Source organism: Bacillus sp. JNUCC-21, from assembly GCF_041222765.1.
GTDB lineage: Bacteria > Bacillota > Bacilli > Bacillales > Bacillaceae > Bacillus > Bacillus velezensis.
On record NZ_CP166019.1, the window covers coordinates 1,067,145 to 1,081,140 of the forward strand.

16 protein-coding genes, 1 pseudogene and 1 riboswitch are annotated in these 13,996 nt (G+C 47.0%); of the genes and pseudogenes, 10 read left to right on the top strand and 7 right to left on the bottom strand.

Annotated features, from left to right (window positions below):
* Positions 1-30 precede the first annotated feature (30 nt).
* Positions 31-152, bottom strand: a riboswitch (SAM riboswitch).
* A gap of 100 nt (positions 153-252) precedes the next feature.
* Positions 253-744, bottom strand: coding sequence for a YajQ family cyclic di-GMP-binding protein (locus JNUCC21_RS05525; RefSeq protein WP_012117263.1), 492 nt, complete (start codon positions 742-744; stop codon positions 253-255).
* A 99-nt stretch (positions 745-843) separates the two neighbouring features.
* Between JNUCC21_RS05525 and JNUCC21_RS05530 the strand changes: the two genes are divergently transcribed.
* The 4 genes from JNUCC21_RS05530 to JNUCC21_RS05545 all read left to right on the top strand — a co-directional run bounded on the left by JNUCC21_RS05530 (position 844) and on the right by JNUCC21_RS05545 (position 5,916).
* On the top strand, positions 844-1,740 hold the full coding sequence (locus JNUCC21_RS05530) for a S1 RNA-binding domain-containing protein (protein ID WP_171006743.1): 897 nt from the start codon (positions 844-846) through the stop codon (positions 1,738-1,740).
* A gap of 170 nt (positions 1,741-1,910) precedes the next feature.
* A complete protein-coding gene (locus JNUCC21_RS05535) occupies positions 1,911-2,888 on the top strand; it encodes a BMP family protein (RefSeq protein ID WP_369878668.1) in 978 nt (325 codons plus the stop codon).
* Complete coding sequence (locus tag JNUCC21_RS05540) at positions 2,885-4,534, top strand: methyl-accepting chemotaxis protein (protein ID WP_369878669.1); 1,650 nt, start codon at positions 2,885-2,887, stop codon at positions 4,532-4,534. The genes JNUCC21_RS05535 and JNUCC21_RS05540 overlap by 4 nt, the downstream gene beginning before the upstream one ends.
* 131 nt (positions 4,535-4,665) lie before the next feature.
* Complete coding sequence (locus JNUCC21_RS05545; protein WP_369878670.1) at positions 4,666-5,916, top strand: cytochrome P450; 1,251 nt, start codon at positions 4,666-4,668, stop codon at positions 5,914-5,916.
* A 48-nt stretch (positions 5,917-5,964) separates the two neighbouring features.
* Here the strand turns inward: JNUCC21_RS05545 and JNUCC21_RS05550 are convergent, their stop codons facing one another.
* Positions 5,965-6,087, bottom strand: a complete 123-nt coding sequence (locus JNUCC21_RS05550; RefSeq protein WP_003155105.1) for a hypothetical protein — start codon at positions 6,085-6,087, stop codon at positions 5,965-5,967.
* A gap of 48 nt (positions 6,088-6,135) precedes the next feature.
* Entirely contained in the window at positions 6,136-6,987 is an 852-nt protein-coding gene (locus JNUCC21_RS05555; protein ID WP_007409144.1) for a DegV family protein, read from the bottom strand.
* Positions 6,988-7,112: 125 nt separating this feature from the next.
* Here JNUCC21_RS05555 and JNUCC21_RS05560 point away from each other — a divergent pair, with 125 nt between their 5' ends.
* Positions 7,113-7,955 (top strand): YitT family protein, encoded by an 843-nt coding sequence (locus tag JNUCC21_RS05560; protein WP_369878671.1) that lies wholly within the window; start codon positions 7,113-7,115, stop codon positions 7,953-7,955.
* 14 nt (positions 7,956-7,969) lie between these two features.
* Positions 7,970-8,431 carry a BsuPI-related putative proteinase inhibitor gene (locus JNUCC21_RS05565; protein ID WP_007409142.1) on the top strand — a complete coding sequence of 154 codons (462 nt, stop codon included), beginning with the start codon at positions 7,970-7,972 and terminating at the stop codon, positions 8,429-8,431.
* 36 nt (positions 8,432-8,467) lie between these two features.
* Here the strand turns inward: JNUCC21_RS05565 and JNUCC21_RS05570 are convergent, their stop codons facing one another.
* The 3 genes from JNUCC21_RS05570 to JNUCC21_RS05580 all read right to left on the bottom strand — a co-directional run bounded on the left by JNUCC21_RS05570 (position 8,468) and on the right by JNUCC21_RS05580 (position 9,712).
* Entirely contained in the window at positions 8,468-8,665 is a 198-nt protein-coding gene (locus tag JNUCC21_RS05570) for a DUF3813 domain-containing protein (RefSeq protein WP_003155097.1), read from the bottom strand.
* A complete protein-coding gene (locus JNUCC21_RS05575; RefSeq protein ID WP_003155094.1) occupies positions 8,665-8,814 on the bottom strand; it encodes a hypothetical protein in 150 nt (49 codons plus the stop codon). Before JNUCC21_RS05575 ends, JNUCC21_RS05570 begins: the two co-directional genes overlap by 1 nt.
* Positions 8,815-8,899: 85 nt before the next feature.
* Entirely contained in the window at positions 8,900-9,712 is an 813-nt protein-coding gene (locus JNUCC21_RS05580) for a Cof-type HAD-IIB family hydrolase (protein ID WP_007409141.1), read from the bottom strand.
* 120 nt (positions 9,713-9,832) lie between these two features.
* Here JNUCC21_RS05580 and JNUCC21_RS05585 point away from each other — a divergent pair, with 120 nt between their 5' ends.
* Together JNUCC21_RS05585 and JNUCC21_RS05590 are read left to right on the top strand one after the other, a co-directional pair.
* Positions 9,833-10,600, top strand: coding sequence for a prolyl oligopeptidase family serine peptidase (locus tag JNUCC21_RS05585; RefSeq protein WP_150941111.1), 768 nt, complete (start codon positions 9,833-9,835; stop codon positions 10,598-10,600).
* Positions 10,601-10,662: 62 nt separating this feature from the next.
* Positions 10,663-10,971, top strand: coding sequence for a metal-sulfur cluster assembly factor (locus JNUCC21_RS05590; protein ID WP_003155088.1), 309 nt, complete (start codon positions 10,663-10,665; stop codon positions 10,969-10,971).
* Between the two features lie 131 nt (positions 10,972-11,102).
* Here the strand turns inward: JNUCC21_RS05590 and fosM are convergent, their stop codons facing one another.
* The gene (gene fosM, locus JNUCC21_RS05595) at positions 11,103-11,546 is read right to left on the bottom strand and encodes a FosM family fosfomycin resistance protein (RefSeq protein ID WP_020955622.1); all 444 of its coding nucleotides are present in this window, start codon (positions 11,544-11,546) and stop codon (positions 11,103-11,105) included.
* 320 nt (positions 11,547-11,866) lie between these two features.
* On the opposite strand from fosM, the gene JNUCC21_RS05600 reads away from it, so the two are divergent.
* Positions 11,867-13,303: an FAD-binding oxidoreductase gene (locus tag JNUCC21_RS05600; protein ID WP_085341877.1), complete on the top strand. Its 1,437-nt coding sequence runs from the start codon at positions 11,867-11,869 to the stop codon at positions 13,301-13,303.
* A pseudogene (locus JNUCC21_RS05605) lies at positions 13,300-13,842 on the top strand (MFS transporter). Before JNUCC21_RS05600 ends, JNUCC21_RS05605 begins: the two are co-directional and overlap by 4 nt.
* Positions 13,843-13,996 lie beyond the last annotated feature (154 nt).

A 13,996-nucleotide genomic window follows, 5' to 3' on the forward strand; every position in this document is an offset into this window, starting at 1 on the left:
AGAAGAAGACTTTGTAATCATTTGTCTCTCTTCTTATCTTCCAAGCTGTTTTTAGCTTGCTGGATTTAGCACCTTGGTCATGGTTTGGGTAAACCACTACACCGGTTGCTGAAGCGTCGTCGGGCCAGTCCCTCGGCTTCTCTTGATAAGAACGTTCATGTAATTGTCATGGGTTTCCAAAACTTAACTGTGAAAATCCCTTTCTCCAAATTTACCGAAAATAGAGACAATAATCAATAGGAATCACATAATTTATCTAAAATTAATAAATTGAACGTCAATCGGCAGGTCTGCTCCGCGGACGGCTGCGATAATCTGCTGCAGATCATCTTTATTTTTTCCGGTGACGCGCACTTGGTCGTCCTGAATCTGCGACTTGACCTTCAAGCCGGAGTTTTTGATCACCGCGTTGATTTTTTTGGCGTTGTCTTTATCAATGCCCTGTACAAGCTTCGCGCGCTGGCGCACCGTGCCCCCTGAGGCATTTTCGATTTTGCCGTATTCAATGTTTTTCGTCGGCACGTCCCGTTTGATCAGCTTGCCGCTCAGCACATCTTTGAGCTGATTCAGTTTAAACTCGTCATCAGAAATCAGGACAAGTTCTTCCTTTTCTAAAGTTACATCGCTTTTCGATCCTTTAAAGTCATAGCGCGTGCCGATTTCTTTCAGCGTCATCTGAATCGCATTCTGCACTTCGGGAAATTCAACTTTCGATACAATATCAAAAGAACTTTCTTTTGCCATGAGAAAACCTCCTATAACATTTAACTTATGAGTTGATTATAGTAGAATAAAGAGAAATGTCCAACAGCATAAGGCATGAATTTATGCATATTGGAAAAAATGAGAAAAACATCAGCCTCATACGGGCGAATCAGGAAGGACGATAACATGAGACCAGGGCAGCAGCTCACGCTTAGTATAGATCACCAAACCGATTTCGGTTATTTTTTAACCGACGGCGAGGATACGGTTCTTTTACATAACAGTGAAATCACAGAGGATATCGAAGACAAAGATGAAGTGGACGTATTTATTTACGTCGATCATCAGGAAAGACTCGCGGCGACGATGAAAAAGCCGCTCATCAGCTTTTATGACTACGGATGGGTGGAAGTGACGGACGCTGTGGAAGATATGGGCGTATTCGTCGACGTCGGTCTGTCAAAAGACGCGCTCGTCGCAACGGAGCACCTGCCTCCGTACAAATCCGTCTGGCCGCAAAAAGGAGACAGACTGTATTGCATGCTGAAGGTGACAAGCCGCGGGCGCATGTTTGCCAAGCCGGCACCCGAAGATATCATCAGTGAATTATTTACGGATGCAGGGGAAGACGTCATGAATAAAGACCTGACGGGTACGGTGTACAGACTGATTGCATCAGGCTCTTTTCTGATTACCGATGAAGGCATCCGCGCGTTTATTCACCCTTCAGAAAGAAAAGAAGAGCCGAGACTCGGCAGCCGCGTGACAGGGCGTGTCATCGAGGTGAAGGAAGACGGCTCGGTCAACATGTCCCTGCTGCCGAGAAAGCAGGATGCGCTTTCGGTTGACGCGGAAGAAATTCTGACCTATCTGAGATCAAGAAACGGCGCAATGCCTTACGGAGACAAAAGCCATCCTGACGATATCCGCGAACGGTTTCATTTAAGCAAAGCCGCCTTTAAGCGGGCGCTCGGGCATCTGATGAAAAACGGCAAGGTCTATCAGGAAGACGGCTGGACATACGAAAAACAATAAATTTTCTGCAAAAACATCGGTGAACCAAAACCGATGTTTTTTATTTTCTCAAAAGCTCCTATACCCTCATTTGTTTAACATCCTGCCGAACATACATATTTTATTGAAATAAAATATTCTGACATCCGAACCGATATATAACTATAGAAAAAAACAAAAGGAGAGTTTCAATGAGAAAAATGGCGATATTTGCGGCTGTACTGCTGATTGCGCTCAGCACGGCGGGATGTGCCGGCAAATCTGAGGAAACGGCGGCCGAAAAAACGAAAACAATCGGCATCATGCTGACAGACAACGGCCTCGGCGACCAATCATTTAATGATTCAGGCTTTCAAGGTTTGATGAAAGCGAGAGACGAGCTCGGCATCACATTTGATTATCGGGAAATAAAAGACACCGGTACATACGAAAAAGGACTGACCCAGCTTGTCCGGGAAGGCAATGATCTTGTTGTGGGGCTCGGTTACAGCATGCAGGCGGATTTAGAAAAGGTGGCCAAAAAATATCCGAAGCAGCGGTTTGTGCTGATTGATTCCGTATCAGGACTGGATAATGTCACCTCCGTCACGTTTAAAGAGGATGAAGGAAGCTTCTTAGCCGGAGCGCTGGCGGCCATGACGAGCAAAACCGGCACGATCGGATTTATCGGCGGTTCAGATGCCGACGTCATTAAACGGTTTAAGAAAGGCTATCTGAAAGGCGCGGAATCAGTCAAACCGAATATCCGCGTACTGTCGGACATCAGCGGTACGTTTGATGATGATAAGCTCGGAAAGCGCATCGCCCAAAACATGATCCGAAAAAAAGCCGATGTCCTGTTTACGGCGGCCGGCTTCACGGGCGTCGGCGCACTGAAAGAAGCGGAGGCGCAAAAAGTATACGCCATCGGTGTTGACAGTGATCAATATTACACCGCCGAGCACGCGGTTATCTCTTCTTTAGTGAAAAACGTCGACCATGTCATCTATGAATTGGCGAAAGATTTAAAAGACAACAAGGAGATCAAAAGCGGAGAGATCGTTTACGGACTGAAGGAAAACGGCATGGACTTAGCTAAGATCAGAGTTGTCAAAAACGCAGGCGGGCTGGCGAAAAAGATCACGGATATGAAAAACAGTCTGATTGAAAAAGGAGGCGATCTGAAGTGACATTACGGACAAGGCTGCTCGTTAACGCAGCCGTTACGATGATTTGCTTCGCCGCCGTCATCGGCTTTACCATTGTAAACATGATGAAGATTCAGGCTTCAAATGAAGATGAAGTGGACGCGCTGTTAAACGTCCAGGAAGCAAAAGCTGACCTTAATGCGTTAAAAGAAAGCATCACCGGCTATTCCTATACGCTCGCAGACGCCCAGAAAGAAGATGTGCGAAGCTATATGAAAAGCAGCTCAGACAAACTGGCGGCGCTCAAAAAAACGATGACGGACGGTGCAGACAAAGCTGCTTATGACAAACTCGCCAAAAAATACGAAACATGGCAGGCGGAGGCGGACGCTGCTCTTGATTCGAAAAGCCCGGCTGAAGCGACAAGGACGGCGGCCCGCATCAACGGTCTTCTGAATGATATTTATATGCTGAATCTGAAAAGCCGGGATCACTATGAAGACATGCAGAAGCAGACGGCTGACCAGATTCAGTTTATCGTTTACAGCGCAGCCGTGCTGACCATCGTGATACTTGCCGTCACCGTCATATCTTCCATCAGGCTGACGAAGAGAATTGCAGGGCCGATACGCCGCATGGCTGAAAATGCCCGTCGTATTGCAGGAGGGAACCTTGCTGTTGAAATGCTTGATTATAAAGGGAAGGACGAACTGAAAGAGCTGAATGACTCATTCGGAATGATGGCTGAACAGCTCCGCACCTTAATTCAGGCGATCGGAGAGGTCGGCCGTGAAGTCGAGACTTTCGCGGAAGGTTTGACGAAGGAAAACCAGACGCTGAAGGACATGACCGAGCAGGTGTCCGTGTCGACGGAAGAAATGGCGCAAGGCTCCCAAACCATTTCAGAAGATCTGCAGCATGCGGTGCAATTCATTGAACAAATGGATGAACATTCAAAGGCGAATGCCGAACGTTCAAAACAAACGACGAGAAGCAGCGAAGAGACGATTGCGGCGGTGGCTGCGGGGCGCGGTGCTTTAGCCGAGACCAAGCAAGCCATTGATAAAAGCAGTGAGACATCAAAAGAGATTTCCGAAGCCGCCGATCTCTTCATAGAGCATGCGGCAGGCATCAGTATGATGGCGCAGACCGTTTCTGACATTGCGGGCCAGACCAATCTGCTGTCATTAAACGCCGCAATCGAGGCGGCCAGAGCAGGCGAGGCCGGAAAAGGATTTGCCGTCGTTGCCGAGGAGATACGGAAGCTCGCAGACGGATCAGCCAAAGCGACCGCGCAGATTTTCGATATGGTAAAGCAAATTGAAGACGGCATCACATCTATTACCGGAGCTGTCACGACCGGCGTCGCTTTAGCGGACAGACAGCAGGAGCTGATGGAGAAAACGTCAGAATCATTCGTCCATATTGAACAAAAAGCCGCCCATATTAAAGCCGAGCTTACTCAATTGGACGGACGGATCATCGAATCGAAACAGCTTGGTGAGCAAGTGCTGCATCATGCCGAAAGCATCAGCGCCGTTATTCAGGAAACGGCTGCGGGAAGCGAAGAGATTTCTGCCTCCGCGCTTGAGCAGCTGTCTTCTTTTCATAAAATGGCGGAAAGCGTCGATAATCTGGTGAGCCTGACAGAGCGGTTAAACGATCAGGTCCGCCGGTTTACTTTGTAACGGGCTTATGCCCGCCCCTGATTTTTGCAGCCTGACATGAGTAACTTCTGAATGAAACACAAATACTGAATATACTTGTGTTTATATTTATTCTTTTTCGTGAAAGGTGAAAAAAGATGGGAGGAATCGGGATGAATGAACAAATTCCGCATGATAAGGGTCTTGATAATAGTCTGGCTTTATTACGCGATGGATATGTATTTGTGAAAAACAGAGCGGAGAATTATCGCTCGGATGTGTTTCGCGCCCGTTTATTAGGGAAGACATTCATTTGTATGAGCGGAGCGGAAGCCGCAAAGCTTTTTTATGACACAGAACGATTTCAGCGGGAGCATGCCCTCCCCAAACGGGTGCAGAAAACGTTATTCGGAACAGGGGCAATCCAGTCAATGGACGGTGAACGGCATAAGCACAGGAAGCTTCTATTTATGTCGCTGATGACGCCGCCCCGGCAAAAACGGCTTGCGGAAGCGGTGGCAAAACAGTGGAAAGCATCTGCGGAAAAGTGGGAGGGTTCAAACCGAATTGTCCTTTTTGATGAAGCGAAGAAAGTGCTGTGCCGGGCTGCCTGTGAGTGGGCCGGCGTCCCGCTGAAAGACTCAGAAGTGAAAGAGCGGGCGGAGGATTTCACCGATATGGTAGACGCATTCGGCGCTGTCGGACCGCGTCATTGGAAAGGCAGAAGGGCGAGGCTGAAAACGGAGAAATGGATAGAGGAGGTCATTGAGGATGTGCGGTCCGGCAAGCTGCAAACGCCGGAGGGCTCAGCCTTGTATGAAATGGCTTTTCATACAGAACTTGACGGGAACAGACTTGATTCTCACATGGCTGCTGTTGAGCTGATTAATGTTCTGCGCCCGATTGCCGCCATTTCTTACTTCATTACGTTTTCAGCTCTTGCATTGCATGATTACCCTGAATATCGGGGCAAACTGAGATTGAGAGATGATCAGGAGGCCGAAAGATTTGCACATGAAGTTCGGCGGTATTACCCGTTTGCCCCGTTTTTAGGAGCCGTTGTGAAAAAAGATTTCGTATGGAAGAACTGTGAGTTTAAAAAGGGTGCATCCGTCATGCTTGACCTATATGGGACAAACCATGATTCCCGGCTTTGGGAGAATCCGAATGAATTTCGCCCGGAACGTTTTCAGGGGCGGGAGGAAAATAAATTTGATTTCATTCCCCAGGGCGGAGGTGATCCGGCTAACGGCCACCGCTGTCCGGGTGAGGGAATGACCGTGGAAGTCATGAAAACTTCCCTTGCGTTTCTTGCCAATGAAATAGAGTACGATGTTCCGTCCCAAGATTTGAGCTTCAGCCTGTCCAGAATGCCGGCATTGCCTGAAAGCGGATTCGTGATAAGTGATGTTAGACGCATATAGAACAAAAAACAGCCCTCTATCTTCATACACAAGAGGGCTGTTTTGCTTTTACAGATGGTCCGGTTTTTTGGAATTCTGGTTTTTTCCCGCCTGCCGGTTTTTTTCGGCAAGCCGGTTCTTTTTCTGATTTACGGCGTTATTGTCCAACGGTTTTTTGTCATCATCTTTCATGCGGCAAAGCCTCCCTTCTGTCCGTTAGGATGCCCGCCCGCATTGAAATTATGGCTTCAGGAAAAAAATCGCGAGTGTGCCCGGCCCGGAGTGCGCGCCGATCGCAGAGCCGATTGAATGAAGAATGATCTCTTTCGGGTGGAACGCTTCTTCAATCATTTCCTTCATCCGAAGCGCCGTCTCCTCGTTATCTGCATAGCTGATCCCCACGGTTTGATCCGCCCAATCGCCGCCTTCTTCCTTCATCATGTCTATAATCCGTTTAAACAGTTTCTTCTGTCCGCGCAATTTTTCGAGCGGCACGAGCCTGCCGTCATCCACATGCAGAATCGGTTTGATGTTCAAAAGCCCCCCGACAAAAGCGGACGTTTTTGAAATTCTGCCGCCCCGCGCGAGATAAGCGACATCATCGACCGTAAATATATGTTTCATCCGTGCGCAAAAGCTCTTTACAGACGTTTCGATTTCTTGTATTGTATTCCCGTTAACACAGAGTGTTTGCGCGTGCATCACCGCAAGGCCGCAGCCCAATGAAGCGCATTTGGAATCTACAATCCGCAAATCAAAATCGGGAAATTCCTCTTTTACTTCATTGGCGATCATCACCGCCGTCTGATAGGTGCCGGAAAGACCTGAGGAAAAGGCGATGTATATCGCCGGGTCTCCGAGTTCCGCGTATTGTAAAAATACTTTTTTTATCGTATCCGGTGATGCCTGGGATGTTTTCGGAACTTTCCCGTCCCGCATCGCTTGAAATATATGATCCGCCTGAATGGTGACCGTGTCCTCATATTCGTTTCCGTCAAGTGTTACGTGCAGCGGAATGAACCCGATCCGGTTTTCTTCAATATAAGATTTCGGCAGGTCAGAGGCGCTGTCAGCAATAAGGTGAACTGTCATCATAATTCCCTTCTTTCCGATTGGTGAGAGTGATGCCAACTATATCATATAAATGTGGCAAAATAGTGTTCAAAACTTTATTTTAAGGGAAAAGCTAATAATGAAAATGAGCGGAGGAGCAAGCCATGGTACTAGAACAAGCAAAAAAATTAGCAATCGTCGTCATCGGCGCGTTTCTGTATGCGGCGGGACTGAATTTATTCCTGATACCGGCGAATGTATATGCCAGCGGTTTTACCGGTGTCGCCCAGCTGCTGTCAAGCGTCGTTGATCAATACGCCCCCTTTTATATTTCGACAGGAGTTCTCATGTTCCTCTTAAACATTCCCATCGGTGTGTTAGGGTGGCTGAAAGTCGGCAGATCATTCACTGTATACAGCATATTAAGCGTAGCGCTGACGTCCGTCTTTATGGGAATTCTCCCGGAAATGAGACTGTCGCACGATATTCTTCTGAATACCGTATTCGGAGGAGTCATCTCAGCTATCGGCATCGGTTTAACGCTGAAATTCGGCGCTTCGACAGGCGGTCTTGATATCGTGTCGATGGTGCTGGCCAAATGGAAGGATAAGCCGGTCGGCACATATTTCTTCATTTTGAACGGGATTATCATTTTGACGGCAGGATTATTGCAAGGATGGGAGAAAGCATTATATACCCTTGTCGCTCTGTATGTCACAACAAGGGTGATTGACGCCATTCACACCCGCCACATGAAACTGACCGCCATGATCGTTACGAAAAAAGCCGTTGAAATCAAAGAAGCGATTTACGGGAAAATGGTCCGCGGCATTACGACGGTGCCGGCAAAAGGCGCTTACACAAACGAACAGAAAGAAATGATGATCATCGTCATCACGCGGTACGAATTGTATGACCTTGAGAAAATCGTGAAAGAAGTCGACCCGAAAGCCTTCACAAACATCGTGCAAACGACGGGGATCTTTGGTTTCTTCAGAAAAGACTGATAGGAGCGGATAGAATGAAGTGGCTGTTTGGCCTGTTATTACCGGTCATTTTACTGATCGGATGCAGCAGTCAATCCGGGCAGAAGGAGCCCGCTGAGGAGGTATCCGGAGAGATGAATGAACAGCAAGCGGAATTAGCCGTAAACCCTGTGCAGACGGATCAGCAGATCGAATTTCAAATGTCTTTAAAAAACAAGAGCGGCAGCCCGATCGATTTCACATTCAGCTCAGGGCAGAAATTCGAATTGACCGTACATGACCAACATCACAAAGAATTGTACCGCTATTCAAAAGACAAAATGTTTACTCAGGCGTTTCAGACCGTGACCTTAATGCCGAATGAAACGTATGACTTTTCAGATGTGTGGAAGAACGTTCCCGGTCCGGGAACATACACGGTGACGGTGACGTTTTTAGGGAAGTCCGATCAGATCGGAAAAAGACTGAAAACGGTAAAAACATTTGAAGTAAAATAAAAAAGCGGCGCCCTCGTCTAAACGGGGCGCCTTTTTTTATTGCAATTTCTCCAGCTGATCCTGAAATTGGTGCAGCTGCTGACGTTCTGCATCCGTCGAATTGGCGTACGCGGAAGACACGGCGTTTTTGGCGCGTGAGACAGCTTTTTCCTGATCGCCGTCCTCGAAACCGTTAGCAATCATGACGGCCTGCTGGACAAATGACTTGGCTTGAGAAAACAGTTCGTTTCTCATTAAAAGTCAACCTGCCTTTCAGCCGAATCTTTTGCTGCATCATGCTGTGCTTCCTCTAATGTAGACCGATATGGAAATCTTGCGTCATGAAGACTGACAGAGTCCTTGCCTTGCTGAATAAACCGTTTTGATTTGTTTCGTTTACCCATTGCAATGTCCCCCTTCCATATTTAGACGAGATGAGTCGTCTGTTTTAGTATGGGCGGAAGGCTTTGTGTTATGAGCGGCAAAACCTCACAGGGAGAAATAGGATTTTAAAAATTCGGCGATTCCGTCCGCTTCATTTGATCCCGTGACGCGGTCGGCGGCCTGTTTGACTTCATCCGTGCCGTTTCCCATCGCTACGCCGCACCCGGCAAACCGGAGCATTTCAAGATCGTTGTCTTCGTCGCCGAACGCGATGATCCGTTCTCTCGGCACTTGGTAATAGTCGCTGATTTTCTTCAGGCCGACCGCTTTATTCATCCCGTGTTTAATGATTTCAATCACATGCCACGGAGCCGCCCATCTTCTGTGGTCAATGACCTCGGCGTGCACATCGGATAAATGTGCGCGTATATCCGCGACGTCCTCTTCCTTTGCATGAATCAATACGGACGTTACATCCTCCTTGACCGTTTCACGCAGATCGCCGAATGTGACATTCGCCGTATTCATATGAAACGCCTCAATTAAATGCTCATCATGATAATGGAAGTACACATCATCAATGACCTCAGCGAGCACATTATGTATTTGATAGGTCTCTGTAAGTTCGGCAAGCTGTCTGACAACATCGACCGATAAAGACGTGTGGTATCGTCCCCATGATTCGTCTTTCGGATGGTGGACAAACGCCCCGTTAAAATTGACAATCGGCGTTGTCAGCCCAAGCTCGTCATAATACATCGAACTGGAACGGAACGGGCGCCCGGTTGAGATGCAGACATGATGACCCGCTTCTTTCAGCTTCTGAATCGTCCGTGCCGTTTCAGGGGAAATGGTTTTATCGTCTTTTAATAAAGTTCCATCCAGATCTAAGGCGATGAGATAAGGTTTTGTCTCCATAAATAACTCCTTTTGTCATATAATTTGCTGTTTTTCACTTATGTACAGTGTAGCTTTTTACCATCTTTATTGTCTACATGTTACACTTATGATTATGGTTATCCTAAGGAGGGAATCAACGTGATTCTTATTGATCATCAAACCGTATCAGGCATTCCGTTTTTACATATTGTAAAAGAAGAAAATCGGGACCGTCCCGCTCCCCTTGTTTTCTTTATTCACGGTTTTACAAGCGCGAAGGAGCATAATCTTCATTTCGCTTACCTGCTTGCTGAAAAGGGCTTCAGGGCCGTGCTGCCGGAAGCTCTTTACCACGGTGAACGCGCTGAACAGCTGTCAGCAGAAGAGCTCGCCGTCCATTTTTGGGACATTGTATTAAATGAAATCGAGGAGCTTGACGTGCTGAAAAAGGATTTTGAAGCGCGCGGTCTGATTGAAGACGGGCGGATCGGTCTTGCGGGCACGTCAATGGGCGGAATTACGACATTCGGCGCGATGGCCGCGTATGATTGGGTCAAAGCCGGCGTCAGTCTGATGGGGAGCCCGAACTATACGGCATTTTTTCAGCAGCAGATTGACCACATTCAAAAGCAGGACATCGACATTGACGTCACAAAAGAACAGGTCGATGAACTGTTTGCGCGGCTCAAACCGTTCGATCTCAGTCTGGAACCGGAAAAACTCCTCAGCCGCCCGCTGCTGTTCTGGCACGGCGTTCAAGACAAAGTCGTTCCGTATGCACCGACCCGCGGCTTTTATGAAACGATTAAACCTCATTACAGCAGCCGGCCTGACCATCTTCAGTTTCTGAAAGACGAACGGGCTGATCATAAAGTCCCGAGATACGCCGTTTTAGAAACCGTCGCCTGGTTCGATAAGCATTTATAAAGCACAAAGGTGTTAACAAAACCCGCTTTTACGTTATACTGAGGAAAAAGGAGTGATGGAACGTGGAAGAAGCATTAAAAGAAAACATCATGGGCGCCTTGGAGCAGGTTGTTGACCCTGAGCTCGGCGTCGATATCGTCAATCTCGGCCTTGTATACGACGTTGATATGGATGACGACGGCCTGACGCACGTTACGATGACACTGACATCAATGGGGTGCCCGCTCGCTCCGATCATCGTCGACGAGGTGAAAAAAGCGCTCGCCGACATTCCGGATGTAAAAGAGACGGAGGTCCACATCGTCTGGAATCCGCCTTGGACAAGAGACAAAATGTCACGCTACGCAAAAATCGCATTAGGGATTCAGTAATAAGAAAATGCACCTCGGATTTTAGGTACATCCTAAAGTTTGGAGGTGCTTTTCTTTTGTCTGCATTTACAAGGAAAAAATCAACGCGGATAAGCGACAGTGAGGGTTTGTTTTGGATCGCAAACAAACCTTTATATATAAAATTTCATATGAGGTTTATCTTTTTTGTAATAGGACAGTCTGTCTTGGAGTGTACCTGTGTGGAATTCAAATTTATGTCCATCGGGATCAGTAAAATAAATTGACTTATGATCTTGCTTATCCCTAGGACGCCCATTTAATATATTTACATTTAGATTTTTTAACCTTTGATGTATTGCATCAAAATCTTTTGGGTCAATTGTAAAGGCCATATGCGTATAAGATTTATGTATTTCATTTCTTGGTATATCCGCCTCTAAGTTAAGTGCAAGCCAAAGCCCGTTCAGATCAAAATATGCTGTTTTTTGCCCTTTAACCAGGAGTTGTGCATGAAATACTTTTTCATAAAATTCTATAGATTTTTCCAAATTTGAAACAGAAAAAAGAAGATGATTGATTCCTTTTATGTTTATTTTCCCCACCTCATTTAACATGTTTGTTTGAAACAATCCCTTTGGTAATACATCTGCATATATATCGATTATATACTGACTAAAAAATCATTTTAAGGATTTCTGTGGATTTTTATGCCCGATGTTTTCCGGCTGACCGTTTCGAGCTGTACTAAACATGATTCTGTCGGGCGCCGTTCTGTCTGCTTTGCCGCTGCAGACCGGCGTGCGGAAAGAACGCAAGACACTAAAAAAACCCGAGTTTCCCACCATTCGGGGTTTTTTGCGGTATCGGGTTAAAAAGGAAAAAAACGGACGTGAGGCATGATATAATAGACCGGCTGCATGCGAGGGAGGAATCCATGAAGAAAAAATTACTTCTCATTATCCTTAGCATCCTTGTTTATACGGCGCTGTTCGCTGTTTCCGCTTTTCACAAAGAGCCGGAGCAGCAGGCAGGGACAATGACGGATGTCAGCCGTCTCATGCCCGTGAAAATTAAGCAGACGGTCAAAGGAAAAGAGAAAGAAACATTGGTCGAAACGATTAAGGAAGCCAAGAGAAAGCACCTGAAGATCTCAATCGCAGGCGCCCAGCACTCAATGGGCGGCCAGACGTATTATGAAGACGGTATCGTTCTCGACATGACGGGCTACAACAAAATACTCGGTCTCGACCGAAAGAAAAAAATCATCAGGGTGCAGGCGGGAGCGACGTGGAATGATATTCAGCGCTATGTCAATCCGTACGGGCTCGCGGTAAAAGTCATGCAATCGCAAAACATTTTTACGATCGGCGGCTCACTGAGCGCCAACGCCCACGGCCGGGATATCCGGTACGGTTCGCTGATTGATACGGTCAAATCGTTTCATCTTTTAAAGGCGGACGGCAAAGTCATCACCGTTACTCCGAAAGATGACCTGTTTTCAGCCGTCATCGGCGGCTACGGCCTGTTCGGCGTCATCCTGGACGCGGATATTGAGCTGACGGATGATGAGCTTTATGAAATGAAAACGAAACGCATGAACGCTGATACATACAGTCAATATTTTACGCAGCATGTTCGGCGCAACCCCGCCGTGCGCATGCATCTCGCGCGGATCGCAACAGGGGATAAAGGCTTTTTGCACGATATGTATGTGACTGATTACACACTCTCAGACAACCAGAAAGAATTAAAGCGGCACAATGAACTGAAAGAAGATGAGCATCCGGCGCTGACGAAATTCGCGCTCGGCCTCTCCCGCCGGTATGACTGGGGCAGAAATTGGTTCTGGTCAACCCAGCAGTCTTATTTTCTCAGCCAAAACGGCGTGAAAGTCTCCAGGAACAATGTCATGCGGTCAGAATCGAAATTTTTGGAATATGAAAACACGGACAACACCGATGTGCTGCAAGAATACTTCGTGCCCGTCGGCGAATTTGCGCCGTACATTCATGATTTACGCAAGACGCTGTCACATGAAGATCTCAATCTCGTAAATATTACGATCCGCTACGTGCAAAAAAATGAAAAAGCCGATCTGTCATACGCAAAGGAAGACATGTTTTCACTCGTTCTTTTAATCAACGAAGGGTTTTCAAAAGACAGCCAGGCGAGCGCGGCGCGGATTGTCAGAAAAATGACGGATACGGCATTGCGCCACCGCGGCAGTTATTATCTCCCGTATATGCTGTATCAAACGAAAGAGCAGATGCGCGAGGCATATCCGAAAAGCGATATGTTCTTTCAGAAAAAACACAAATATGATCCGGATGACTTGTTTATGAATTATTTTTATCAGAGGTACAAATCATGAAACACAACCATTTAAAATGGCTGATCCTGTCACAGAGCAGTGTCTTTTTTGCCGGCAGCCTGATCTTTCCGTTTTATATTTTATTTATTAAAAACATCGGTTCCAGCTACACGCAATTCGGTCTCTCATACGGCTTGTTTGGCCTGAGCGGCGCATTGATTCATCCGCTGCTCGGCCGGCTGTCGGCAAGACTGGATTCCCGCTGGTTCCTTATGGCAAATTCGTGAGGGATGGCGGTGCTTCTTCTGACGCTCCCGCACATTACCGGCGTACACCAGGTTTATGTTGTGCAGGTGCTTTTGGGCCTGTTCGGCGCGATGCAAAAACACGGCGAGAAAATCATGATCGCCGATTACACCGACGGCGGGGAGCGGGGAAAAAAAGTCGGCAGCTATCATTTCTGGACGGCCGTATTTTCAGCTGCCGCCATTATTCTCGGCGGGTTTCTCGCTGATTTCTTTACGGTTTATATTATTTTTTACGCCAGCTCCGTGCTGTTTTTTATAAGCGGGCTGATGATGCTGAAAAAAACAGGCTGATCCGATCAGCCTGTTTTTCTTATGCCCCCCCTCGATCGAGAGGGGGGGTTTTTGTCAGCGAAAACAGATGGAAAATGAATGAAAAAATATTAAATATACAATTGAATTAATTTTTATTCATGTTATAATGTTAAATAATTTCACAAAAACCAAG